General features: G+C 66.1%; 21 protein-coding genes. 10 read left to right on the top strand and 11 right to left on the bottom strand.

Annotation, left to right across the window (positions count from 1 at the left end):
• The first annotated feature begins 156 nt into the window (after positions 1-156).
• Positions 157-2,505, top strand: a complete 2,349-nt coding sequence (locus tag CDQ92_RS03065; RefSeq protein WP_088439904.1) for a TonB-dependent receptor — start codon at positions 157-159, stop codon at positions 2,503-2,505.
• A 57-nt stretch (positions 2,506-2,562) separates the two neighbouring features.
• Here CDQ92_RS03065 and CDQ92_RS03060 read toward each other — a convergent pair whose 3' ends face one another.
• From CDQ92_RS03060 to hemC, 5 genes are read right to left on the bottom strand one after another with little or no spacing between them, the layout of a single operon-like run.
• Positions 2,563-3,696: a CaiB/BaiF CoA transferase family protein gene (locus CDQ92_RS03060; protein ID WP_373289613.1), complete on the bottom strand. Its 1,134-nt coding sequence runs from the start codon at positions 3,694-3,696 to the stop codon at positions 2,563-2,565.
• On the bottom strand, positions 3,686-4,891 hold the full coding sequence (locus CDQ92_RS03055; protein ID WP_088439903.1) for an acyl-CoA dehydrogenase: 1,206 nt from the start codon (positions 4,889-4,891) through the stop codon (positions 3,686-3,688). The genes CDQ92_RS03060 and CDQ92_RS03055 overlap by 11 nt, the downstream gene beginning before the upstream one ends.
• A gap of 48 nt (positions 4,892-4,939) precedes the next feature.
• Complete coding sequence (locus CDQ92_RS03050) at positions 4,940-5,857, bottom strand: mitofilin family membrane protein (RefSeq protein ID WP_088439902.1); 918 nt, start codon at positions 5,855-5,857, stop codon at positions 4,940-4,942.
• Between the two features lie 19 nt (positions 5,858-5,876).
• Entirely contained in the window at positions 5,877-6,566 is a 690-nt protein-coding gene (locus CDQ92_RS03045; RefSeq protein WP_088439901.1) for a uroporphyrinogen-III synthase, read from the bottom strand.
• Positions 6,563-7,510 carry a hydroxymethylbilane synthase gene (gene hemC / locus CDQ92_RS03040; protein WP_088439900.1) on the bottom strand — a complete coding sequence of 316 codons (948 nt, stop codon included), beginning with the start codon at positions 7,508-7,510 and terminating at the stop codon, positions 6,563-6,565. The genes CDQ92_RS03045 and hemC overlap by 4 nt, the downstream gene beginning before the upstream one ends.
• 62 nt (positions 7,511-7,572) lie before the next feature.
• On the opposite strand from hemC, the gene tsaD reads away from it, so the two are divergent.
• The 3 genes from tsaD (at position 7,573) to CDQ92_RS03025 (ending at position 11,223) form a co-directional block, all read left to right on the top strand.
• Positions 7,573-8,607 carry a tRNA (adenosine(37)-N6)-threonylcarbamoyltransferase complex transferase subunit TsaD gene (gene tsaD / locus CDQ92_RS03035; RefSeq protein WP_088439899.1) on the top strand — a complete coding sequence of 345 codons (1,035 nt, stop codon included), beginning with the start codon at positions 7,573-7,575 and terminating at the stop codon, positions 8,605-8,607.
• Positions 8,604-9,611 carry an NAD(P)H-dependent glycerol-3-phosphate dehydrogenase gene (locus tag CDQ92_RS03030; protein ID WP_229667210.1) on the top strand — a complete coding sequence of 336 codons (1,008 nt, stop codon included), beginning with the start codon at positions 8,604-8,606 and terminating at the stop codon, positions 9,609-9,611. The genes tsaD and CDQ92_RS03030 overlap by 4 nt, the downstream gene beginning before the upstream one ends.
• 76 nt (positions 9,612-9,687) lie before the next feature.
• A complete protein-coding gene (locus tag CDQ92_RS03025) occupies positions 9,688-11,223 on the top strand; it encodes a lipopolysaccharide biosynthesis protein (RefSeq protein ID WP_088439897.1) in 1,536 nt (511 codons plus the stop codon).
• Between the two features lie 13 nt (positions 11,224-11,236).
• On the opposite strand, the gene CDQ92_RS03020 is transcribed toward CDQ92_RS03025, so the two are convergent.
• Positions 11,237-11,494: a hypothetical protein gene (locus tag CDQ92_RS03020; protein ID WP_088439896.1), complete on the bottom strand. Its 258-nt coding sequence runs from the start codon at positions 11,492-11,494 to the stop codon at positions 11,237-11,239.
• 53 nt (positions 11,495-11,547) lie between these two features.
• Positions 11,548-12,546 carry an adenosine kinase gene (locus CDQ92_RS03015; RefSeq protein WP_088439895.1) on the bottom strand — a complete coding sequence of 333 codons (999 nt, stop codon included), beginning with the start codon at positions 12,544-12,546 and terminating at the stop codon, positions 11,548-11,550.
• A gap of 108 nt (positions 12,547-12,654) precedes the next feature.
• Between CDQ92_RS03015 and CDQ92_RS03010 the strand changes: the two genes are divergently transcribed.
• Together CDQ92_RS03010 and CDQ92_RS03005 are read left to right on the top strand one after the other, a co-directional pair.
• A complete protein-coding gene (locus CDQ92_RS03010) occupies positions 12,655-13,335 on the top strand; it encodes an EI24 domain-containing protein (protein ID WP_088439894.1) in 681 nt (226 codons plus the stop codon).
• Positions 13,335-13,715, top strand: coding sequence for a hypothetical protein (locus tag CDQ92_RS03005; protein WP_088439893.1), 381 nt, complete (start codon positions 13,335-13,337; stop codon positions 13,713-13,715). The genes CDQ92_RS03010 and CDQ92_RS03005 overlap by 1 nt, the downstream gene beginning before the upstream one ends.
• A 7-nt stretch (positions 13,716-13,722) precedes the next feature.
• Here the strand turns inward: CDQ92_RS03005 and queG are convergent, their stop codons facing one another.
• The gene (gene queG, locus CDQ92_RS03000; protein ID WP_088439892.1) at positions 13,723-14,775 is read right to left on the bottom strand and encodes a tRNA epoxyqueuosine(34) reductase QueG; all 1,053 of its coding nucleotides are present in this window, start codon (positions 14,773-14,775) and stop codon (positions 13,723-13,725) included.
• A 67-nt stretch (positions 14,776-14,842) separates the two neighbouring features.
• On the opposite strand from queG, the gene CDQ92_RS02995 reads away from it, so the two are divergent.
• From CDQ92_RS02995 to msrB, 4 genes are all read left to right on the top strand, one after another.
• Positions 14,843-15,796 (top strand): ABC transporter ATP-binding protein, encoded by a 954-nt coding sequence (locus CDQ92_RS02995; RefSeq protein ID WP_088439891.1) that lies wholly within the window; start codon positions 14,843-14,845, stop codon positions 15,794-15,796.
• Positions 15,793-17,094, top strand: coding sequence for an ABC transporter permease (locus CDQ92_RS02990; protein WP_088439890.1), 1,302 nt, complete (start codon positions 15,793-15,795; stop codon positions 17,092-17,094). Before CDQ92_RS02995 ends, CDQ92_RS02990 begins: the two co-directional genes overlap by 4 nt.
• A 70-nt stretch (positions 17,095-17,164) precedes the next feature.
• The gene (locus CDQ92_RS02985; protein ID WP_088439889.1) at positions 17,165-18,421 is read left to right on the top strand and encodes a cytochrome P450; all 1,257 of its coding nucleotides are present in this window, start codon (positions 17,165-17,167) and stop codon (positions 18,419-18,421) included.
• 73 nt (positions 18,422-18,494) lie between these two features.
• Positions 18,495-18,980, top strand: coding sequence for a peptide-methionine (R)-S-oxide reductase MsrB (msrB, locus tag CDQ92_RS02980; protein WP_088439888.1), 486 nt, complete (start codon positions 18,495-18,497; stop codon positions 18,978-18,980).
• Positions 18,981-19,005: 25 nt separating this feature from the next.
• Here msrB and CDQ92_RS02975 read toward each other — a convergent pair whose 3' ends face one another.
• The 3 genes from CDQ92_RS02975 to CDQ92_RS02965 form a co-directional block, all read right to left on the bottom strand.
• Positions 19,006-20,811 carry a hypothetical protein gene (locus tag CDQ92_RS02975; protein ID WP_088439887.1) on the bottom strand — a complete coding sequence of 602 codons (1,806 nt, stop codon included), beginning with the start codon at positions 20,809-20,811 and terminating at the stop codon, positions 19,006-19,008.
• A 68-nt stretch (positions 20,812-20,879) separates the two neighbouring features.
• Entirely contained in the window at positions 20,880-21,311 is a 432-nt protein-coding gene (locus CDQ92_RS02970; protein WP_088439886.1) for a GtrA family protein, read from the bottom strand.
• A gap of 25 nt (positions 21,312-21,336) precedes the next feature.
• The gene (locus tag CDQ92_RS02965; RefSeq protein WP_088439885.1) at positions 21,337-22,875 is read right to left on the bottom strand and encodes an NAD(P)/FAD-dependent oxidoreductase; all 1,539 of its coding nucleotides are present in this window, start codon (positions 22,873-22,875) and stop codon (positions 21,337-21,339) included.
• Positions 22,876-22,896 lie beyond the last annotated feature (21 nt).

Below are 22,896 nucleotides of genomic sequence, written 5' to 3'. Positions count from 1 at the left end.
TTCGCACCACTGGCAAGCAAAAAACGTCGAAGTCATATTCCAAGTTGAAACTTGGTTCATGTTTCATTATTGGGTGCGTCGCGGCTTGGCAAGCACCGAGCCCAAGAAAAACGAAAAGGGCGGCAAGCGGCCGCTTCTTACATGGGAGAGTCCAACATGCGTCCTTTCGCTCGCTCGCTGCGCCGCGCCGTTCTTGCTTCGAGCGCGCTGTCCATGCTCGCCTTTGCGCCCGCCGCCTTTGCGCAAGACGAAGGCGCCAACGCCAATACCAGCGATGACGAAATCATCGTCACCGCGCGCCGCCGCGATGAGCGCCTGATCGACGTTCCGGTCGCGATCACCGCCTATTCGGGCGAGGCGCTCGCCAAGGCCGGCGCGATCGACATTACCGACATCGGCCAGACCACCCCGAACACGACGCTTGAAGTATCGCGCGGCACCAATTCGACGCTCAGCGCCTTCATCCGCGGCGTCGGGCAGCAGGACCCGGTTTCGGGTTTTGAACAGGGGGTCGGCCTCTATCTCGACGACGTCTATCTCAACCGCCCGCAGGCCGCGGTGCTCGATATCTACGACGTCGAACGCATCGAAATCCTGCGCGGGCCGCAGGGTACGCTCTATGGCCGCAACACCATCGGCGGCGCGGTCAAATATGTGACAAAGCAGTTGCCGGAGGAATTTTCGCTCAAGATCAAGGGCACGCTCGGAACCTATGACCAGGCCGATCTGGTTGTCACCGCCAGCGCCCCAATCGGCGACCTGCTGCGCGTCGGCGGTTCGATCGCGCGGCTGTCGCGCGGCGGGTTCGGCGACAATCTGACCACCGGCCTGGAAAATTACAACAAGGACGTCTGGGCCGGCCGCGGCACCGTTGAGCTCGGCGGCTATGGCCAGCCGGTGCTAATCCGCATTTCGGGCGACTACACCAAGGACAAGAGCGCGCCGCGCGGCGGCCACCGCCTGATCCCGTCGATCGCCACCGGCGCGCCGGTGCTCGACAATGTGTTCGACAGCCGCGGCGGCCTTGTCGATCCGACGCAGGAGATCGAATCCTACGGCCTCGCGATGAATGTCACTGCCGAACTGACCGACACGCTGACGCTGCGGTCGATCAGCGCCTGGCGCAAGGACACGTCCGCAACCCCGATCGACTTCGACGCGCTGCCCGCGGTCGACGTCGACGTTCCCGGCTTCTACTTCAACGAACAGATCAGCCAGGAATTCCAGCTGCTCTATGAGGGCGACCGCCTGAAAGGTCTGCTCGGCTTCTATTATCTCGACGCGACCGCCGACACCCTGTTCGACGTCCGCATCTTTAATACCTTCGCCGGGCTGACCGCCTTTACCGAAGCCGATGTCGACACCACGACCTTCGCCGTGTTCGGCGATGCGACGTTCGACTTTACCGACCAGCTCAGCCTGTCGGTCGGTGGCCGCTATACGTGGGACACGCGCGAAGCATCGATCCTGCGCCAGAATTATCTCGGCGGCGGATCGCCCGTCTTCGGCGGCGCCGGGGTTCCTTTCGGCGCCCCGGGGACCGATTTCAACGGCAAGCGCAGCTTTAACAAATTCACCCCGCGTGCCTCGCTGTCGTTCAAGCCGACTCCCGACCACACGCTCTACGCCAGCTATTCGCAGGGCTTCAAAGGCGGCGGCTTCGATCCGCGCGGCGTCGGCGTCAACGCCCCCGACACCGACGGCAACGGCACCCGCAGCGACGACGAAATCGCCGCGTTCCTCAGCTTCCGTCCCGAACAGGTCGAAAGCTATGAGGTGGGTTATAAGGGCAGCCTGATGGACGGCGCGGTCAATGTCGCGATCGCCGGTTTCTATGCCGATTACACCGACGTCCAGATCCCGGGCTCGGTCGCCTGTACCGTTAGCGGCCTGCCCAGTTTCTGCGGCGTCGTGTCGAACGCCGGCAAGGCGACCTTCAAGGGCGTCGAATTCGAAGGCCGTGTTCGACTTGGTGAAGATCTGGCGGCGGCGGGCGACCGGCTGACGCTGTCGACCGCACTCGGTTACATCGACGCCGACTATAAGGAATATGTGTCGAACATCGGCGGCGTGCCGACCGACGTCGCCGATTTCCGTGAAGTGCAGAATACGCCGAAATGGACCGCCAGCGGCACCCTCGCTTACGCAACACCGATCGGCGACGGTGACCTCAGTTTCGGGACGACGCTATCGTACCGCAGCAAGACCTATCAGTTCGAAATCCCCAACCCCTACATCGACCAGAAGGGCTTTGCGCTGCTCGACGCCAGCATCGTCTATACCGCCCCCGACGATCGCTGGAGCATCGGCATATTCGGCAAAAATCTGACCGACAAGGAATATAAGACCTCGGGCTATAACTTCATCAACGTCAACCCGACCACGGGCGTGCCGGTGATCGGCGGCAACGGCCTGCCGACCTCGGCGCTCGGCACCGAAGGCACGTTGACCGCTTTCTACGGCAACCCGCGCCAGGTTTTTGTCACCGGCACGGTGAAGTTCTGAGCTACTGAATATCGGAAAAAAGGGGGAAAGGGGCGTCGGCAACGGCGCCCCTTTTTTCTAGCCCGCGAGCGGCGGCGCCCCGCCAGCCGCGACCATTCGTTCGCCATCAATGACGATCGGGCTGGCAAGCCCGTCAACAAACGCACCCTCGGGCCGAAACCGCATCCCACGCCCCGCAACCTGCGGGTCGGCAAACACCGCTGCGATGTCGTTGATCGGTCCTGCGGGGACACCCTCCGTCTCCAGCGCCAGCGCCAGCGGCTGCGCGTCCCAGCTTGCGATCTTGGCGGCGAGCAGCGGAATCAGCGTGGTGCGATTGGCAAGCCGCGCCGCATTCGTGACAAAACGCGCATCATCGGCCCAACCCCGCTCGCCCAAAATCATACATAATTTACGAAACTGACCGTCATTGCCGACCGCGATCACCAACTGGCCGTCGGCGGTCGCGAACGCCTGATAGGGGACGACATTGGCGTGGCCATTGCCCATCCGCCCCGGCGACACGCCGCTCGCCAGATAATTGGCGGCCTGATTGGCGAGCACCCCGACCTGACAATCGAGCAGCGCCATGTCGATATGCGCCCCGCGGCCCGTGGCGTCACGCCGCCGCAACGCCGCAAGAATCGCCGCGGTTGAATACATCCCCGTAAAGATGTCGGCATAAGCGATCCCCGCCTTTTGCGGCGCCCCGTCGGGCTCGCCCGTCAGCGACATCGCGCCGCCCATCGCCTGGATGATGAAATCATAACCCGCGCGATGGGCGTAAGGCCCGGTCTGCCCGAAACCGGTAATCGAGCAGACGATCAGCCGCGGGAAATCGGCAATCAGCGTCGCAGGGTCGAGACCATATTTCGCCAGCCCGCCGACCTTGTAGTTTTCGATAACCACATCGGCGTCGGCGATCAGGGTACGGACCTGCGCCTGCCCCTCGGCGGTCGCAATATCGACCGCCACCCCGCTCTTGCCGCGGTTGGTGCTGTGATAATAGGCCGCGCCGAGATTTTCACCGTCGACGCCAGTAACGAATGGCGGTCCCCAACTGCGCGTGTCGTCGCCGAACCCCGGCCGCTCGACCTTGATCACCTCGGCGCCGAGGTCCGCGAGCAATTGCCCGCACCATGGCCCCGCAAGCACCCGCGCCAGTTCGACGACGCGGATGTCTGCGAGTGGCTTCGCAATGCTATCCGCCAAAAGCGGAAATGCCGGTGATCGCGCGGCCCAGGATCAACGCGTGAACGTCGTGCGTACCCTCATAGGTGTTCACCGTCTCGAGGTTCACCGCATGGCGGATGACATGATAGTCGGCCGAAATGCCGTTGCCGCCGTGCATGTCGCGCGCCACGCGCGCAATATCGAGCGCCTTGCCGCAATTGTTGCGCTTGAGCAGGCTGATCGCGTCGGGAATCAGCCGCCCCTCGTCGATCAACCGCCCTACGCGCAGCGCCGCGTGCAGCCCCAGCGTGATTTCGGTGATCATATTGGCGAGCTTCAACTGGATGAGCTGGTTGGCCGCCAGTGGCCTCCCGAACTGCTTGCGCTCGCCGGTGTAATTGCGCGCCGCTTCGTAGCAAAACTCCGCCGCGCCCATCGCGCCCCAACCGATGCCGTAGCGCGCGCGGTTGAGGCAACCGAACGGGCCTTTCAGCCCCGACACATGCGGCAGCAACGCGTCTTCACTCACCTCGACCGAATCCATCACGATCTCACCGGTGACCGATGCGCGCAGGCTCACCTTGCCCTCGATCTTCGGCGCCGACAGACCCTTCATGCCCTTTTCGAGCACAAAGCCGCGGATCGCGCCGTCATGCGCCTCCGACTTCGCCCACACGACGAACACATCGGCGATCGGCGAGTTGGTGATCCACATCTTCGCGCCCTTGAGGCGGTAACCGCCTGCGATCTTTTCGGCGCGCGTCCGCATCCCGCCGGGATCGCTGCCCGCGTCGGGCTCGGTCAGCCCGAAACAGCCGACGAGTTCGCCCGAGGTCAGCCCGGGCAGGTACTTCCGCTTCTGCTCCTCGCTGCCATAAGCGTTGATCGGGTGGATCACGAGGCTGCTCTGCACCGAGCAAGCCGACCGGTAGCCCGAATCGACGCGCTCGACCTCGCGCGCGATCAGCCCGTAGCTGACATAGTTCAGCCCGGCGCCGCCATATTCGGGATCGATCGTCGCGCCGAGCAGGCCGAGCGCGCCCATTTCGGACATGATCTCGCGGTCGAACCGCTCATCGAGAAACGCCGACGTAACGCGCGGCAACAGGGCATCGGTTGCATAGGAACGCGCCGTGTCGCGCACCATCCGCTCCTCTTCGCTGAGCTCGGCATCGAGCTGAAGAGGGTCGAGCGGGTCGAGCGCTTCGATGCGCTGCGGGTCGGCGAGGGCCATGCAAAGACGCTTTCTCTTAAAGGCGGGCAGCCCCTATCGGGACGCGCGCTAGGGGGTCGGTGCCGCGGTGTTGCGGGCGATTGCGGCAGCCGGGCTGTCGCGCGGCTCCAATATCGCGGCGGTCTCGATCAGGTCAAGCGCACGCCGCGCCTCATGATAGCGCCGCGCATCGATCAGCCAGTCATTCGCCATCGCGGCGCCGGGCATCGCTTCAACCTCGGCAATCGCCTTGTCGGCCTGACCCGCGCCAAGATAGCGGCGCGCGCGCTCGAGCCGTTCTGAGGCGCGCGGCGACTGCGTTCCCGCGGCGCGCACAACGAACAACTCGCTTAGCTCGCGGCGAAAACCCGTCCACAGACTGCCATTGTCGTCGCCACCGCGCCCGACGAGCTGCGGTGCCAGCGTGTCGAGTTCGGTGCGCAATTGTTCGAGCGTCACCGGTTCGCGCGACGTTTCGATGATCGTTTTCACCGCGTTGGGCTGGTCGTCTCCAAAACGCAGCCGCAGCTGGGCGTCGAGATAGCCGAGCGACAGCCCGCGATCGAGCGCGCGGCGCACTGCAAAGGCAACAAGCAGCCCTTCGGCGCGCGACGCATTGCCCGACGCCGATTCGGCCTCAAGCGTGATCCGCGACAGCCGTTGTTCGAGTTCGGCAACGCGCGCCGCCAGCGCATTGGCGCCATCGACCGGCGCGACGATCAACGGCTGTCCGACCGCGGCGCCTTTCGGCGCGGCGCCCGCGAGCAGCGCCGGGTCGGTGAGATCGCCGACCGCCTGCGTGTCGATCGCTTTCGCCGCAGGTGCGGTAGCATCGCCGGTCAACCAGCGATTCACCGCCCAGCCACCGCCGATAACGCCGACCAGCAGCAGGAGCAGGGCCCCGATGGCGAGCAGGCGAAACGATGGTCCCCTCGCCGGGACCGCCTCGGCCATGGGCGAGGGGGTGTCGATGCTGTCGATTGCCATATGTCTCTTTCGAACGACCCTATTTTTCCGCCTTGTGGCACAAAGCATGCGCCAGTGCCAACATTGACGCGTCGGTCGGCGCCGCTGCCGCGGCCAATTCGCCCCAGCCTTCTCCCGCCGCGACCGCGACCGCGGGGCTGATCGCGACCAGCGCCAGATGCGCGCGATGTGGGCCGACAAGGTCGGCAATCCGCTTCGCCGCGCGCGCCGAATGGGCGAGCAGCACGGCGGGTGCGGCGACCAGCGGCGCCCACGCAGGGGGTGGCCCCACCGCATCGATCGCATAACAGGCGACCGGTTCCAGCGCCGATCCGCGCGGATCGAATTCGGATCGCTCGCGGCCACAAAGCCAAAGAATTCGGGAGGTTTTGCCTGACGTCATGCCATCAAGAAGGCTTTGAGCGTCGGCCTCGCCCGTCTGAACGACCGTCAGTCCCGCCGCCTTTGCCGCATCGGCGGTCGCGGCGCCCACAGTATAAACCGGTAGCGGAGCGAGGCGCGTCAGCTGCGGTCCGGCCAACCGCACCGCCTGCGCGCTGGTAAGCAGCATCGCGTCGAAATCTTGCGGCGCCGGCGCCGTCCACGGCAGCGCCCGCGCGGCAAACAGCGGCATCGCATGGGCATCAAATCCCAGCGCGGTCGCGCGCGCGGTGGTGGCGCTATTGCCCGGTTCGGGGCGGGTGACGATCAGCGGCAGGCCGCGGCTCATGCCGCGAACAGCCGCCGCACCGTCTCGGGGGCGTCATCGAGCAACCGCCGCGCCAGCGCCGCCGCCGCATCGGCATGGTCAATCAGCGCGTGACCCGCGGCATGATCGGCGCCGTCTTCGGAGAAAATCTCGGCGTCGAGTTGCAGCATGCCGTCATCGCGCCAGTGCGCGTGCGCTGCGACCGGCGAGCGGCAATCGCCGCCCAGTGCTGCCAGAAAGGCGCGCTCAGTCGCCACCGCGCGGTGCGTTGGCGCATGATCGATCGCCAGCAACAGCGTGAGCGTGTCGCCATCGTCGGCGCGGCACTCAATGCCGATCGCGCCCTGCGATGCCGCGGGCAGCAGCACCGCGGTGTCCTGCGCCGTACCGACCGCATGCATCCCCAGCCGGTCGAGCCCCGCCGCCGCGAGCAAGGTCGCATCGGCCTCGCCCGCCGCCAGCTTCGCCAGCCGCGTCGCGACATTGCCGCGCAGCAGCACCGGTGCCACATCGGGGCGGATTCGCCGGATTTGCGCGGCGCGGCGCGGGCTGCTCGTCCCCAGCCGCGCGCCGTGCGGCAGGTCGGCGACGCTCGTCGCCTCCATCCCCTCGCGCACCACCAGCCGGTCGCGCGGATCGGCGCGTTCGAGCATCGCGCCGAGAGCAAACCGCGCATCGCGCAGCGTCTCGACATCCTTCAGCGAATGGACCGCGATATCGATCACCCCGGCGTCGAGCGCGGCGTCAAGCTCGCGCGTCCATAACTCCTTGCCCCCAACCTCGGCGAGCGCGCGGTCCTGAATGCGGTCGCCGGTAGCCGTCATCGGCACGATGGTAAGCGCTTGGGGAGCAAGGCCATGCGTCGCGATCAGCGCCGCCACCGTCATATGCGCCTGCGCCATCGCCAGCGGCGATGCGCGGGTACCGATCCGCAGCGGCTGTTCGATTGTTGGTAAGTCAGTCATCGCGACGCTGCTAGCGCGGCTTGCCCTGCCGATAAAGGGGCGGGTAAGGGATGCGAACGATTATGACACTCATCCTTGGCCTTGAATCGAGCTGCGACGAAACTGCAGCGGCGCTTGTTGACAGCGACCGGCGCATCCTCGCGCACCGCGTCGCGGGGCAAGAGGCCGAGCACAGCCCCTTCGGCGGCGTCGTTCCGGAAATCGCGGCGCGCGCGCATGTCAACCGGCTGGCACCGATCATTGCCGGCGTCCTCGCCGATGCTGGCGTCTCGCTCGCCGACGTCGACGCGATTGCCGCGACCGCCGGTCCCGGCCTGATCGGCGGGGTGATGGTCGGGCTTGTCACCGGCAAGGCCCTTGCCCATGCCGCGGGCAAACCGCTGATTGCGGTGAACCATCTCGAAGGCCATGCGCTGTCGCCCCGCCTCGTGGAACCCGGCCTCGCCTTTCCCTATCTGCTGCTGCTCGTCTCGGGCGGTCATTGCCAGTTGCTGCTGGTCAAGGGCGTCGGCGATTATCGCCGCCTTGCCACCACGATCGACGATGCCGCGGGCGAAGCGTTCGACAAGACCGCCAAGCTGCTCGGGCTCGGCTATCCCGGCGGCCCCGCGGTCGAGCGGATCGCGCAGGACGGCAATCCGAACGCCGTGCCGCTGCCGCGACCGCTGGTCGGCAGCGCCGAGCCGCATTTCTCCTTCGCCGGGCTCAAAAGCGCTGTCGCGCGTGCTGCCGCCACCGGAACGCACAGCATCCCCGATCTAGCCGCCTCGTTCCAGCAAGCGGTCGTCGACTGCCTCGTCGATCGCAGCCGTATCGCGCTGTCGGCTTGTCCCGATGCAACGGCATTCGTCGTTGCGGGCGGGGTGGCCGCCAACGGCGCGATCCGCGCCGCGCTGACCGATCTCGCGGCACGCTTCGGCCGGCCTTTCGTCGCGCCGCCTCTGTGGCTGTGCACCGACAATGGCGCAATGATCGCCTGGGCCGGAGCCGAGCGCTTCGCCGCGGGGCTTTTCGACGATCTGTCGGTCGCCGCGCGCCCGCGCTGGCCGCTAGATCCTGCGGCCGAAACCGTGCGCGGTGCCGGAGTCAAAGCATGACACGTGAAAGCATGACGTCATATCGCAACTTCGGCGTTGTCGGCGGCGGCGCCTGGGGCACCGCGCTGGCGCAACTCCTCGCCGCCGACGGCGCGCCCGTCCGCCTGTGGGTGCGCGAAGAGGATGTCGTCGCCGCGATCAACGCCGACCATCGCAATCCGGTCTTTCTGCCCGGCGCGGCGCTGTCGGCCTCGTTGACCGCAACCAGCGCACTCACCGACATGGCCGCTTGCGACGCGCTGCTCGTCGTTGTGCCGGTACCGTTCCTGCGCGCCGTGCTCGCCGAACTCCCGGCGGGCGACGCACCTTTGATCTTTTGCAGCAAGGGGATGGAGGCGGGCAGCTTCGCTTTCCCGATCGACATGGCGCGCGAACTGGCGCCGCAGCGACCGCACGCGGTGCTGTCGGGACCGACCTTCGCGCATGAGGTTGCCGCGGGGCTGCCGACCGCAATCACCCTCGCCGCGGCCGATCGCGACCTTGCCGCCGCCATCGCGGGCGCGATCGCGCGCCCGCATTTTCGCCCCTATGTCTCGACCGACGTCATCGGCGCCGAGATTGGCGGCGCGATCAAGAATATCCTCGCCATCGCTTGCGGCATCGTCGACGGCGCCGGGCTCGGGCTCAACGCCCGCGCCGCGCTGATCAGCCGCGGCTTTGCCGAAATGACGCGTTTCGGCCTGGCGCGCGGCGCCCAAGCGGAGACGTTGGCAGGCCTCGCCGGGCTCGGCGACCTCGTGCTGACCTGCACCTCATCCAATTCGCGCAACTTCACGCTCGGCCAGGGGCTGGGGCGCGGCGAAGATGCCGAGACGCTGATGGCCGACCGCCGCACCGTCGCCGAAGGGGCGTTCAGCGCCCCGGTGATCGCCGCAGCGGCGCGCGCCGACGGCATCGACATGCCGATCTGCGATACCGTGGCGCGGCTGGTCGCGGGCGAAACGCGCGTTGCTGATGCCATTCAGGCCCTGCTCAGCCGCCCGCTGCGATCCGAGGGTCGGTGAGCTTTAGCAGAGAATTGCCTGCACCGCCGCATCGCGCTAGACTGCGCGCCGGGGACCAGCAGAAGGGGCGGCGGGCTTGAGCCAGACGGACAGCGCAGCCGCGCCCGCATCGGCACCAGCCCCCTCGGGCGACGCCGACACCGCCGCGCTCGCCAAGGGCGGGCGGACAAATTTCTTCGGCTTCATCCTGCGCCTCGTGGCGCGCCTGCCCTTTCTCTACGTCGCGGGCCGCTGGTACGGTCCAGAAGCGGTCGGGCGATTCGCCTTTGCCGTGCTCGTCATCGAACTCGTTGCGCAGCTCGCGACGCTCGGGCTCAAACGCGGCCTCGCCGAACAGTTGAGTTTGAACGGCGCCGATCATCGCACGGTCGTGTGGGACGGGATGTTCGTAGCCTTCCTCGCCTCGGCGGCGGGATCGGCGCTGCTCTTCGCCTTGCCGCAGCTCATGTATCCCGCAGGCGACATCGGCGGCGCCGATCGCTGGATGGCGCTGCTCGTCTTTGCCATTGCCGGAACCGATATCGCGCTCGCCGCCTGTGCTTACCGCTTCGACATCGGCGCGACGGTGCGCGCGCGCGCGATTGTCGAACCCTGGGTGATCAGCGCCGCGGCGGCGGGTTTCTGGTTCGTGTCGGTCCGCGACGGGCTGATGCTGTCCTACGCCGCCGCCATGCTCGGCGCCTTCCTGACCGCGCTGATTCCGATGCTGCGCCATTATGGCGGGCCGCGCGGCTGGCAACCGCACCCCGCGCACCTGATCGCAGTTGCGCGGCGCAACGCGCCGCTCGCCGCCGCCGACGCGATCGAATGGGGCACGCGCCGCCTCGACCTGTTCATCCTCGGCCAGTTTACCTCGCCGACGATCTACGGCATTTATTATATGGCGCAGCAGGTCGCCTCGCTGCCGCAAAAGCTGAAAACCAGCTTCGAGCCGATCCTCGGCCCGGTCATCACCCGCAATCTTGCCGAAAAGCGCCTTGCCGCCGTGGCGGCACAAGTCAGCCAGGTTGGCTTCTGGATCATCGCGGCGCAGGCCGGGGTCGCGCTTGCGCTGGGCATTCCGGGTGAGGCCGTCATGGGCCTCGTTGGCCCCGAATTCGTCAGCGGAACTGCGGCGCTCGCCTTCCTGCTCGCCGCCGAAGTCGTCGCCGCGACCGCCGTCGTCAGCGAAGCGGCACTGGTCTATGTCGCGCGCCACCGTAATCTTTTGATCAGCATGGCGACGCTGGCGCTGCAGGCGATATTGAGCGTCACGCTGATCCTGATCGCTAAATCGATGGGGCTACCGCCGATCACCTACGCCGCCGCGGTCGCGGTCGCGCTGATGCTCGCGCTCGGCTTTGCCTCGGTGGTAAAAGCGCGGCTGCTCGCGCATGTGCTGCAAGCCCCGGTGAACAGCCTGCGCTGGGCACTGGTGTGGGCAACCGCGGGCGCCGCGATCCTTGGCTGGGGCGCAACGCAGTTGCCCGAATGGGCCGAACTGCTGATCGGCGTGCCGGTCATCCTCGGCATCTATTCGTGGCTGATCTGGACCCGCGGGTTCGGCCCCGCCGATCGCGCGCTGTTCAAGAAACACCCGGAGACGGCGACCGGTGAACCGACCGCCGTCTAAAGTCGGGCGTAGCTTATTTCACCGCATCCTGTGCGGCATCGCCAACATTCTGCGCCGCATCGCCAACCTTTTGCGCCGCCTCGGTGATCGCGCCCGTTTCGGCGCTGTCGTTGGCGAGGAATTGGAATGCGACGAAGCCTGCGACCGCGAGCACGACCAGCAGGATCAGGCCCATGCCCAACCCACCGCCGCGCCGCGGTTCGCGATCGATGATCGTCGTGGTGTGCGTCGACCCGTCGGGCGCGCGCGTTTCGTGAATTTCGTCGGCCATATCATCCTCCTGTGCCATTTGGCGGATAGGACGCTTCGGACCGGCGAAGGTTCCTAACCCAGCCGTTTCGCAACCTTGGCGCGCAGGTCGGTCTGCGCCCGCGGGCCAACTTGGGCGATGATTTCGCGCGCACATACGGCGCCCATCGTCAGACAGTCGGCGATCGGGCGCCCTTCGGCCAGGCCCGACAGGAAGCCCGCGGCAAACAGGTCACCCGCCCCCGTCGTGTCGACGACATCATCGATCGCCTCGGCTGCAACTGCGGTACGCTCGCCGTTCGTGACCGCGACCGCGCCATGCGCGCCGCGCGTCGCGACCAGCAAGGGGACATCGGCAGCCACCTTGGCGAGCGCGGTTTCGAAATCGCCTTCCTGCGCCAGCACGAGCAGCTCGGCTTCGTTGGCGAACAGGATGTCGATATCACGCGCCGCCGTCATGCGGCGGAAATCCTCGCCATGCCCCGCGACGACGAAAGTGTCGGACAGGGTAAAGGCGACGCGCCGACCCGCCGCCTTGGCGAGCCCGATCGCTTCCGCCATCGCGGCGCGTGAGGCATCGGCGTTCCACAAATAGCCTTCGAGATAGAGGATGTCGGCGTCGGCGATCAGCGCTGCGTCGAGCGATTCGCGGCCCAGATTCTGCGACGCACCCAGGAAGGTGTTCATCGTCCGCTGGCCGTCGGGGGTGACGAGGATCAGACAGCGCGCGGTCGGCGCGCCCCCGTCAGACGGCGGTGTGTCGAACGCGACCCCCAGCGCGGTGAGGTCGTGCGTGAACACATGCCCCAGCTGATCGTCGGCGACCTGGCCGATAAAGCCGCAGCGGCGTCCAAGCGCCGCCATGCCCGCCAAGGTGTTCGCCGCGCTGCCGCCCGACATTTCGATCGCCGGCCCCATCGCCCCGTAGAGCCGCTCGGCCTCGTCGGCGTCGATCAGCCGCATCGACCCCTTGACCAGATTTTCACGCTCGATCAGCGCGTCGTCGGCGCGGGCAAGGACGTCCACAATGGCATTGCCAATGGCAACAACGTCGAAACGGGCGGTGGAGGCCATAAAATATCCTGTGATGCGGGAGAAAAAGCTGCCGCGCTTTAGTGATGGCGGCGCGGCAAGGCAAGCGCGGCGCTTGACGCGCGCCCCGCCCCCTCGCATCCCCCAAACATGACCCGTGCCGTCCGCGCCTTTCTGCTCGCGCTCCGCGATGTGCCGAACCCGCGCGTGCTGCGCATCCTGCTGCAAAGTCTGGCGCTCACCCTCCTCCTGCTGATCGTCGTAGGCGCTGCGCTCTATTTCGCGGCGCGCTGGGCGCTCGATCATTGGCAATGGCTCGGCGCGAGCGAGCGCGACATGGCGGGAATATTGGTCGTCCTTGCGATCATCGCGGGCAGCTGGCTGTTGTTCCGCGCCGTCGCGATCGTCGTCGTGGGGCTGTTCGCGGACGCGATCGTCGCCGATGTCGAAGGACGCCATTATCCCGCCGCCGCCGCCCGCGCCGTCGATGTCGGCTGGCGGCAGAATATCCGTCTCGCGCTTGCGTCGGTGGTGCGGCTGATCGGCGGCAATCTGCTCGCGCTGCCGATCTACATCCTGCTACTCGTCACCGGCATCGGAACCCCAATTTTCGCTTTGTTCGTCAACGGCCTGCTGCTCGGCCGCGATCTTGAGGCGATGGTGCTGGCGCGCCACCCCGACCGCCCGCGGCTCGACCGGCCCGCGCGCTGGTCGCTCGGGCTGCTGTCCGCCGCAAGCTTTGTGGTGCCCGTCGCCAATCTGTTGGCGCCGATCGTCAGCGCCGCTATGGCGGTCCACATGCTCCATTTGCGGAGCGGGGACCGGAAGTAATGATCAACAACAATCGCTTGGCGATATTCACCGGCCTCGCCCTGCTGCTCGGCGGCTGTGCGGGTAACGCGATTCCGCGCGCGACCCCGCCCAAGGCGCCCCCGGCGGCAGGTCCGATCACCGCGCCGCGGCCGACGCAAAACAACAGCCTGATCGGCCGCTCGGCAAATTCGGCGCTCAGCCTGTTCGGCAAGCCGCGCCTTGACGTCGCCGAAGGCGCAGCGCGCAAATTGCAGTTCGCTGGCGCCGCCTGCATCCTCGACGTCTATTATTACGCGCCGAAACAAGGCGCCGATCCGCTCGCGACCCATGTCGACGCACGCACCCCCGACGGCCGCGACGCCAATGTGCCGAGCTGTATCGAGGCGCTGCGCCGCTAGGTTGACGTCACGACGCCAATTCGTCCAGCGCCCACCTTGCCGCCTCCGCCACCATCGGCGTTTCATCCTCCGTCAGCCGCTCCAGCACCGGCCGAAACCCGGCATCGCCGCTGTTTCCCGCCGCGATCGCAGCGTTGCGGACCATTCGCCCACGCCCGATGCGCTTGATCGGCGATCCCGCGAACACCTGCCGGAACGCGGCATCGTCGAGCGCGAGCAGGTCGCCCAGCGACGGCGCGACCAGCTCGGCGCGCGGCAGGAAGGCCCGGTGCGCGTGCGCGGTCTCGGCGAACTTGTTCCATGGACAGACGGCGAGACAGTCGTCGCAGCCATAGACCCGGTTACCGATCCCGCGGCGCAGCTCATGCGGAATCGCGCCATCATGCTCGATCGTCAGGTAGGAAATACAGCGCCGCGCATCGACTTGGTACGGCGCCGGAAACGCCTGTGTCGGGCAGGCGTCCTGACATGCGGTACAGCTGCCGCAACGGTCACGCCCCGGATTGCTCGGAACCAGCTCCAGCGTCGTGTAGATCGCGCCGAGGAACAGCCAGCTGCCATGCTCGCGGCTGACCAGATTGCTGTGCTTGCCCTGCCAGCCAAGGCCCGCCGCCGCCGATAACGGCTTTTCCATCACCGGCGCGGTATCGACGAACACTTTGACTTCGGCGCCGGGAGCCTCGGCGACCAGCCAGCGTGCCACCGCCTTCAGCGCCCGTTTGACGACGTCATGATAATCACCGCCCTGCGCGTAGACCGAAATTCGCCCGCGGTCGGGGTGCTCAGCAAGCACCAGCGGGTCATGCGCCGGGGTATAGCTCATCCCCAGCGCGATCACCGATCGCACCTCGGGCCACAGCCCCTGTGGCGATCCGCGCTGCGCGGCGCGGCTTTCCATCCAGATCATGTCGCCGTGCCGGCCTTCAGCGAGCCACTGATTCAACCGCTCGGCGGTTTGCGGCGCGGAGCCCGCGTCGGCGATCCCGAACGCAACAAAGCCATGCGCGCGCGCCACCGCCTCCAGGCGGTCTTCCAACACAGACAAGGCTTCGGCAACCATTGCCGCTCTATACGCGAGCCGCCTGTCCGTGCCATAGCTTACGGATGATCAGACCAGGGACTGCAGCTTGAACGATTTCAGCGTCGAGGCCAAAGGCCTCACCAAATATTTCGGCGATTTCAAGGCGGTTGACGATGTCAGCCTGACGGTGCCGACCGGCAGCATCTATGGCGTCCTCGGCCCCAATGGCGCGGGCAAGACGACCAGCCTGCGCATGACGCTGGGGATCATCGACCCCGACGAGGGTACCAGCCGCGTCTTTGGCGAACGGCCGCAGGCGGTGCGCCACCGTATCGGCTATCTGCCCGAAGAACGCGGGCTCTATCCGGGGATGAAAGCGCGCGAAGCCATCGCCTTCATGGGCGCGCTGCGCGGGCTCGACTGGTCCGAAGGCCGCCGCCGCGCCGCGACCTTCATGACCGAGCTCGGGCTCGAACGCGTCATCGACGAAAAGATCCGCAAGATGTCGAAGGGCATGGCGCAGATGATCCAGCTGATCGGGTCGATCGTCCACGCCCCCGACCTCATCGTCCTCGACGAGCCTTTCTCGGGGCTTGACCCGGTCAATCAGGAACGACTCGAAATGCTCGTCCGTCGCGAACGCGATCGCGGCGCGACGATCCTGTTTTCGACCCATGTCATGGCGCATGCCGAGCGTCTGTGCGACCGGCTCGCGATCATCGCCCGCTCGCAGCGCCGGTTCGAAGGCACGGTCGACGACGCACGCAGCCTGCTGCCGATGCAGGTGCGTTACACACCGCGCGCCGACGCCGATGCGGCGGCGATCGCGGCGCTGCTCCCCGCCGGTGCCGAGCCGCGCGGCGACAGCTGGTTCTTCCCGATCGAAGATGCCGACGTCGAACCACTGCTGGCGCGGATCACGGGCAGCGGGCTGGGTGTTGCGGGGCTGTCGATCACCCGCCCCGCGCTCCACGACGCCTTTGTCCATATCGTCCGGCAGGTCGATGCGAGTTTCGATGCTGATGCGAGTACCGACGCGGTCGAGGAGGCGCTGGCATGACCCCCTTTCTCAAAAACATGCTCGTCATCGCGCGCCGCGACTTTCTGGCGATCGTCGCCACCCCGACCTTCCTGCTGTTCCTGCTCGCGCCGCTGTTCATGGTCGGCATGGGGCTCGCGGGGGGCATGGGCGCCTCGCAGCTGGCCGACAGCGCGCGCGGCGCAGGGCGCATCGTCGCGGTGGTCGGCGCAGACGATGTCGAAGCGCTGCGCGCCGCCGATGCACGGCTGCGCGCCAGCGTCGCGCGCCGCGTGCCCGTACTTGAGGTCCGCATCGCCGGCCCCGCCACCACCGACCCGATCGCCATCGCGCGCGAGAAGGGCAGCGACACCTACGCCGTGCTCAGCGGCCCGCTCGCCGCCCCGCGCATCATCGAGCGCGAGGCCGACAGCAACGCGGGTCACTATCTCGCGCTGCTCGCCGACGATGTGCTGCGATCGAAGGCCGCGGGGCCCCTACCTCCCGTGGCACCCAAATTCGAAGCCTTGTCGAGCGGCGGCACCAGCATCGCGCTCCAGCAATCTTTGGGCTTCGGCGCGGTCTTCATCATCTTCCTGCTCACCCTCCTCCTTGCCGGCCAGACGGTCAGTTCGCTCGCCGAAGAAAAGGGCAACAAGGTCATCGAAATCCTCGCCGCCGCGGTGCCGCTCGAAAGCGTCTTCCTCGGTAAGCTGCTCGGTTTTCTGGGCGTCGCGGTGTTATTCATCGCCTTCTGGCTGGCGATGGCGCTTGTCGGCGGACTGATCGCCGCGCTGCAAATTGATCCGGCGGCGCTCGCGTCGGTGCAAAGCGCCAGCAAGGCGACCGCGGCGCTCGCCGCGGCGCCTGCCACCGGCTGGCCCTTTTTCCTCGGCATCGGTTTTGTCTATTTCATTCTGTCCTTCCTTCTCCTCGGCGCGGTATTCCTCGGCGTCGGCGCGCAGGCAGCGACGGTGCGAGAAATCCAGATGCTCAGCCTGCCGATCACCATCTTTCAGGTCGGCATGTTCAGCCTGTCGACCGCCGCCGCGAGCGCTCCGGGCAGCAGCCTGTCAACGATCGCGCAGATTTTCCCCCTGTCGTCACCCCTCGCGATGGCGGCACGCGCCGCGACCGACGACAGCAAGGCGGTGCATCTGCTGGCGCTCGGCTGGCAGGCAATCTGGGTCGCGCTCGTGATCTTCCTCTCGGTGCGTCTCTTCCGCGCCGGAGTGCTCAGCGGCGGCGGCAGCTGGAAATTCTGGCGGCGCAGCGGACGGGCGGCAGCGCCTGCCGCTACCGCTGCCGCTGCAACTGCGCAGGCCGCCGACCGTCATTGACAAAGCTGTAAATAGTGGCATTCTGCAACTGAATCGGCCGCACGAGACGGCCCTTCAGAGGAGCTGCCCCATGGCCACCCAAATTCGCACCGCCCCCGAAATCGCCAACCCGCTCGACGTCAGCCGCGCCGAATTATGGAGCGAGGACCGCTGGCAGGAACCCATGCGCCAGCTGCGCGCCGAATCGCCCATCTATCGCTGCGAAGATTCGAAATTCGGCCCCTATTGGTCGGTGACCACCTACAAACCGATCCAACATATCGAGGCACTGCCCAAGATTTTCTCCTCATCGTGGGAATATGGCGGGATCACCGTCGCCGGCGATGGCGTCGAGCATCTGAAAGAGGGCGAGATCCCGCTGCCGATGTTCATCGCGATGGATCCGCCGCAGCACACGGCGCAGCGCCGCACCGTCGCCCCCGCCTTCGGCCCGTCCGAAATCGAGCGCATGCGCGCCGACACCGTCGCGCGCACCGCGGCGCTGATCGACACCCTGCCGGTCGGGGAGCCCTTCGACTGGGTCGAAAAACTGTCGATCGAACTCACCACCGACATGCTCGCCATCCTGTTCGATTTTCCCTGGGAGGAACGCCACCGGCTGACCGCCTGGTCCGACGCGCTCGGCGACATCGAATCGTTCGACACCACCGAACTGCGCCATGCGCGCACCGCGAAGGCGTTTGAAATGGGCGCCGCGTTCAAGGAATTGTGGGATCGCAAGGCGCTCAACCCCGGCGAGCACGACCTCATCTCGATCATGCTGCAATCCGACGCGATGAAGCATATGAGCGAGCATGAATTCATGGGCAATCTGATCCTGCTCATCGTCGGCGGTAACGACACGACGCGCAATTCGATGTCGGCCTATGCCTATGGCCTGCACTGTTTCCCCGAAGAACGCGCCAAGCTCGAGGCGAACCACGACCCCGAACTCGCGGTCAACGCGATGCACGAAATCATCCGTTGGCAGACCCCGCTCGCGCACATGCGCCGCACCGCGATGGAAGATACCGAGCTTTTCGGCCACCAGATCAAAAAGCGCGACAAGATCGCGCTCTGGTACGCCTCGGCGAACCGTGACGAGAGCGTTTTCCCCGACGGTGACCGGATCATCGTCGACCGAGATAACGCGCGCCGCCACCTCGCTTTCGGCTATGGCATCCACCGCTGCGTCGGCGCGCGCGTCGCCGAATTGCAGCTCACCACTTTGATCTCCGAAATGCAGAAGCGCCGCCTGCGCGTCAATGTGCTCGCCGAACCCGAGCGCGTCCACGCCAGCTTCGTCCATGGCTATCGCCATATGCAGGTCGAGCTGGAGAAATATTGACGCCGCTTGAAACCTGGCGCCGCCGAACCACGTATCTAGCGTGAAGACCCGACCACCGGGTCAGGAGTCCGCCATGATCGACCGCCGTTACCTGCTCGCTGGCCTCGCCCTTGGCGTCGGTATCATCGCCGCGCCGATGCTGATGGCCAAATCGGCGCGCCCACAGGCCGCACCCGGCTGGCGCCTGTCCGACGCCGAATGGAAAAAGCGTCTGACCGCGCAGCAATATTATGTGCTGCGCGAAGCCGGCACCGAACGCCCGTTCAGTCATCCGCTCGACAAGGAAAAACGCGCCGGAACCTTCGTCTGCGCCGGCTGCGCGCTGCCGCTCTATTCGAGCACAACCAAATATGACAGCAAGACCGGCTGGCCCAGCTTCTGGGCGCCGCTCAAGGGCGGTATCGCGACATCGACCGACTATGACCTTGGCTATGCACGCACCGAGGTGCATTGCAAACGCTGCGGTGGCCATCTTGGTCATGTTTTCAACGACGGGCCGAAACCGACCGGTAAGCGCTATTGCATGAACGGCGCCGCGCTGACCTTCCGCCCTGCCTGATGCCACCCCAATTGACGCCGAGACGTCACCTTGCGGCGGGCTTGACCCGCCAAACCGAGAGTCCGGCACGCGACGCAATCGGCACTGCTTCAAGCCACGTCGGCGGCTTCCCGGCGTAAAGCTGCGCCGCCAGCGCATCTTTGCGCGCGTGGCGATATTTGGTCAGATCGTTGGCGGTCCGGCAAAAGACAATCAGCGTCGCGCCATGTTGGCGGACCAGCGTCTCGGCCTTCGCCGGATCACCCGCAAAGATGCGGATGCTGTCCGCCATCGCATCCTTGTTGCGGTGGTGCGGCGTCGCAACCAGGCTATGCCGGGTCCAGAAGATCACCGGCGCGCCAAGGTCGATCGGAGTCAGGACCGTGGTCGCTGGCAGAATATCGAGCGCCGCAATCGCGGCAGGGTCGAGGCACGTCGTTTGATAGCGACTTTCCGTCGCCTTCTTCGCCGCAGCCCGTGCTTCCTCGGCTTGCAGCGACGGCACAATAGCCGTGAGCACCGCCGCAACCGCAGTGCTGCCGATCAATGGCAGGGTCAGCGCCGCGGCGGCTGAACCGACAATACGCGGGACAACCGATGAAATTGTCCGCGCCCACGTCCACAGGCGCAGCCCAAGCCACGCGCAGCCAGGCAGCGCGAACAGATGCGCGGTGGCAGCGCTGCGCAGGACAAGCAGCGACAGCGCCGCGGCGCCCAGCAGCGCGACAATCACCGTCGCCCAATTGCGGCGATCGGCCATCTCGCGGCACCCCCGCCACGCCAGCACCGATCCGGCGAGCCCGATCAGCGACGGCACCAGGACGTGGATCGCATCGTGCGGCTTCGACATCCATAACGGCTGGCCTTCGAGCACATGCCGATACCAATATTCGGCCACAATCGGGTCAAGCGATGCAAAAGGCCCCTTGGCGCAGGCAGGTTCGGTCCACACCAGCGCCCCCGCCGCCGCCAAACCGGCAGCTCCTAACAGACCAAACCGTGCCCAGGGCGCCGCCGGGTTCGCCCGCGCCGCGGCAAAAGTCAGCGCCGCCCCCGCAGCGAACGCCGCCATATAGGGCGCCGAAAGCGAATCGCACCAGGTTCCGACCAGCCCGATCGGGCCGCGCGTAGCGAACTGAACGAGAAGAGCGCCGCCCGCCAGCGCGCCCATAAGGCCGCACAGACGATCACGATCGACAGTGCGACCGTGCAACGCCCAGCGCAGCGCCGCAAGCGCGGCAAATAGCGCCACGATCGGCAAACCTTCGATCGATACTGCCAGCAGCGCCGCGGCAAACAGTCCGCCCCACAGTCCCGCACGCCAACTCGCAGGACGCAGCGCCTGTGCCATGAGCAGCATCGCCAGCAGAATCTGCCAGCCATGATGATCGACGCGCAGCGGGCGGAATTGCATGACGATGAACCCCGCCATGATCAGGAACAGCGGCACGATATAGGCGATCCGCCAGTCGGACAGGTTACGATAACCCAGCGCGCAGGCAGCGCACAGTGCCGCGCCCAGCATCGGCGGCCACAAGGTCATCACAATCCGTTCGGCCATGTCCTGCCCGAACAGCGGCTCCAGAACCAATAGGCCGGCCGCAAGCGGCGCATCGACGATCCGCGACCAGTGCATCAGCACCCCGCCGCCCGCCGGATTGACGCGATATTGCTTGAGATCCCACCAGCTTTGCCCAGCAAGCAGGTCGCGCACCTGCGCCATCCGCATCGCATCGTCGGTATCGGACAGGTCGAGCGCACCGATCGCCTGCCAGTTCACGATAATCGCGATCAGGCTCATCGCCGCCCACAGGATCAGCGCGATCCTTACCGGCGTAAACCAGGGGCTCACACCCACTCCATCCGAAATTGACGACGGAGGCAACACCGCGCCGCCAACAACAGGCGCTGCGGCTTCGGTCACGTTGCCGCGGCCCGGAAAACGATATGGCGGCGGAGCAGATAGGTGGTCTGGAAACTGACGACGATCGCCCCCAGCTTGGCGAGTCGCGGGTCGAACCCGAACGCGCTGCCGGTGCCGACGATCGCCGTAGTGACGGCAAGACCGACCAGCGCCGACCCGACGAACAACATCTTCTGGCGGTGCCGCTCACCCGTGCCGCGCGCCGCGGCGCCGTCGGCAAAGACAAGCCGGCTCGAAACCAGCCAATGGACGAGGATGCCGGCGCAATAACCGACCGCCGACGCCGGCATCGGCGCCAGCCCCGAATCGAGCAGCAGCAGGAACAGCGCCGCGTCGCTCCCCAGCGCGAGCACGCTGGCGAGCAGATAGTTCAGCCAGCGAATTTCGCCTCGCCGGATCGATCCGATCAATCTGGTGACGGGGAGCATGGCAAAGCGCCTCCGGCCAGCGCCCTCAGGCGGCCTTCGTCACGCGCGCGGGAACTTCGCGGACCGACGCCAGCGCCGCCTGTTCCCCCTCGGTACCGCTCTCATGATATTCGGCGTCCTCATTGACGCCCCAGATGTCATAGACCCGCTCGCCCGCGACGATATTGCGCACCGTCAGCATCGCGGTCATCATCGCATGATCCTGGTTGTTATAGCGGTGCATGCCGTTGCGCCCGACCATGTGCAGCGTCGCATAGCGCGCTTCCAGCTCGGACCGCATCGTCTCGACATGCGCGGCATAATCATCGTCATAGACCGGATAGGCCTTTTCCTGCCGCACCACCGCGCCGCCAACGACGTCCTTGGGATCGCAAAGGCCAAGGATCGCCATTTCCTTCGTCGCCAGCGCAATCAGATCGTCATCGCTCGACGCCCACAGCCCGTCGCCTTCGAAACAGAAATATTCGAGCCCGACGCACGCGAGCTCCGGATCGGGGACCATTTCGGGCGACCAGCTGCGGAAATTCTGCACCCGGCCGACCTGCACCTTGCTGTCGTGGATATAGATCCAGTTGTCGGGGAACAGATCCTCCGACCGGATTTTCAGCGCGACGGTCAAAAAGTCGCGATATTTCAGCTTCGGCGCGGCATTCAGCGCGCAGGCGGGCAGCGGATGGATACGCGCCGCCAGCTCGCGCATCGGCGCCGAGCTGATCACATGCGCCGCGTCGATCACAACGTCGCCGTCGGGACCGTTCGCGGTCAGCCGCCAGCGGCCGCTCACCTGATCCTGTGTCAGCTGCTTGAAACTATGCGCCATCAGCACATGGTTGCCGCCCGCAACGACCTTGTCGCGCGTCGCGTCCCACATCATGCCCGGGCCCAGCCGGGGATAACGAAAGGTTTCGAGCAAGGTCTTGGTCGCCATGCCGTCATTCGGACGCTTGTTGAGCCCCAGGCTGCGCTTGAACCCGTCGAGCACGGCGCCACCGAGCGAAAGCCCCTTGATGCGCTGCGCCGCCCAGTCGGCCGACATTTCGTCGCACGGCATGCCCCACACCTTCTCGGTGTAGGTTTTGAAGAAGATCGAATAGAGCTTCTGCCCGAACTGGTTGATCGTCCAATCCTCGAAGCTGCGAACCTGTTTGTTCGGCAACAGCTTCGCCTTGGCGTAGCTCACCATGCACAAAGTCGAGCGGACGACGCCCAGATTCCACAGCGCCTCGAACGCGCGCAGCGGATAACTATAAAATTTGCCCTCGTAATAGATGCGGCTCATCCGCGGGCGCTCGATGAAATCGTCGGGAAGGATCTCGTTCCACAGGTCGACGACTTCGCGGCTTTTCGAGAAAAAACGATGGCCGCCGATGTCGAAGCGAAAGCCTTCATGCTCGACCGTGCGGCTGATGCCGCCGACATAGACCGGATCCTTTTCGATCACCGTCACGCGGTACCCCTGCTGGGTCAACTGATAGGCCGCGGTCAACCCGGCCGGTCCGGCGCCAATGATGGCAACATCGGCGCTGGTCGGACGGTTTTTCGGCGAACCGGATCGATTGGACATTGATTGACTTCCCCACAGGCA

Origin of the sequence: Sphingopyxis bauzanensis (genome assembly GCF_002205675.1) — a bacterium.
Classification (GTDB): Bacteria; Pseudomonadota; Alphaproteobacteria; order Sphingomonadales; family Sphingomonadaceae; genus Sphingopyxis; species Sphingopyxis bauzanensis.
This window is presented reverse-complemented; position numbering and strand designations above follow the sequence as displayed.

Coding starts and splice junctions, on each gene's coding strand:
- CDQ92_RS03065 (WP_088439904.1), top strand. CDS start 157: ATGCGTCCTTTCGCTCGCTCGCTGCGCCGCGCCGTTCTTGCTTCGAGC.
- CDQ92_RS03055 (WP_088439903.1), bottom strand. CDS start 4,891: ATGGCCCTCGCCGACCCGCAGCGCATCGAAGCGCTCGACCCGCTCGAC.
- CDQ92_RS03050 (WP_088439902.1), bottom strand. CDS start 5,857: ATGGCAATCGACAGCATCGACACCCCCTCGCCCATGGCCGAGGCGGTC.
- CDQ92_RS03045 (WP_088439901.1), bottom strand. CDS start 6,566: ATGAGCCGCGGCCTGCCGCTGATCGTCACCCGCCCCGAACCGGGCAAT.
- hemC (WP_088439900.1), bottom strand. CDS start 7,510: ATGACTGACTTACCAACAATCGAACAGCCGCTGCGGATCGGTACCCGC.
- tsaD (WP_088439899.1), top strand. CDS start 7,573: ATGACACTCATCCTTGGCCTTGAATCGAGCTGCGACGAAACTGCAGCG.
- CDQ92_RS03030 (WP_229667210.1), top strand. CDS start 8,604: ATGACACGTGAAAGCATGACGTCATATCGCAACTTCGGCGTTGTCGGC.
- CDQ92_RS03020 (WP_088439896.1), bottom strand. CDS start 11,494: ATGGCCGACGAAATTCACGAAACGCGCGCGCCCGACGGGTCGACGCAC.
- CDQ92_RS03015 (WP_088439895.1), bottom strand. CDS start 12,546: ATGGCCTCCACCGCCCGTTTCGACGTTGTTGCCATTGGCAATGCCATT.
- CDQ92_RS03010 (WP_088439894.1), top strand. CDS start 12,655: ATGACCCGTGCCGTCCGCGCCTTTCTGCTCGCGCTCCGCGATGTGCCG.
- CDQ92_RS03005 (WP_088439893.1), top strand. CDS start 13,335: ATGATCAACAACAATCGCTTGGCGATATTCACCGGCCTCGCCCTGCTG.
- queG (WP_088439892.1), bottom strand. CDS start 14,775: ATGGTTGCCGAAGCCTTGTCTGTGTTGGAAGACCGCCTGGAGGCGGTG.
- CDQ92_RS02990 (WP_088439890.1), top strand. CDS start 15,793: ATGACCCCCTTTCTCAAAAACATGCTCGTCATCGCGCGCCGCGACTTT.
- CDQ92_RS02985 (WP_088439889.1), top strand. CDS start 17,165: ATGGCCACCCAAATTCGCACCGCCCCCGAAATCGCCAACCCGCTCGAC.
- msrB (WP_088439888.1), top strand. CDS start 18,495: ATGATCGACCGCCGTTACCTGCTCGCTGGCCTCGCCCTTGGCGTCGGT.
- CDQ92_RS02970 (WP_088439886.1), bottom strand. CDS start 21,311: ATGCTCCCCGTCACCAGATTGATCGGATCGATCCGGCGAGGCGAAATT.
- CDQ92_RS02965 (WP_088439885.1), bottom strand. CDS start 22,875: ATGTCCAATCGATCCGGTTCGCCGAAAAACCGTCCGACCAGCGCCGAT.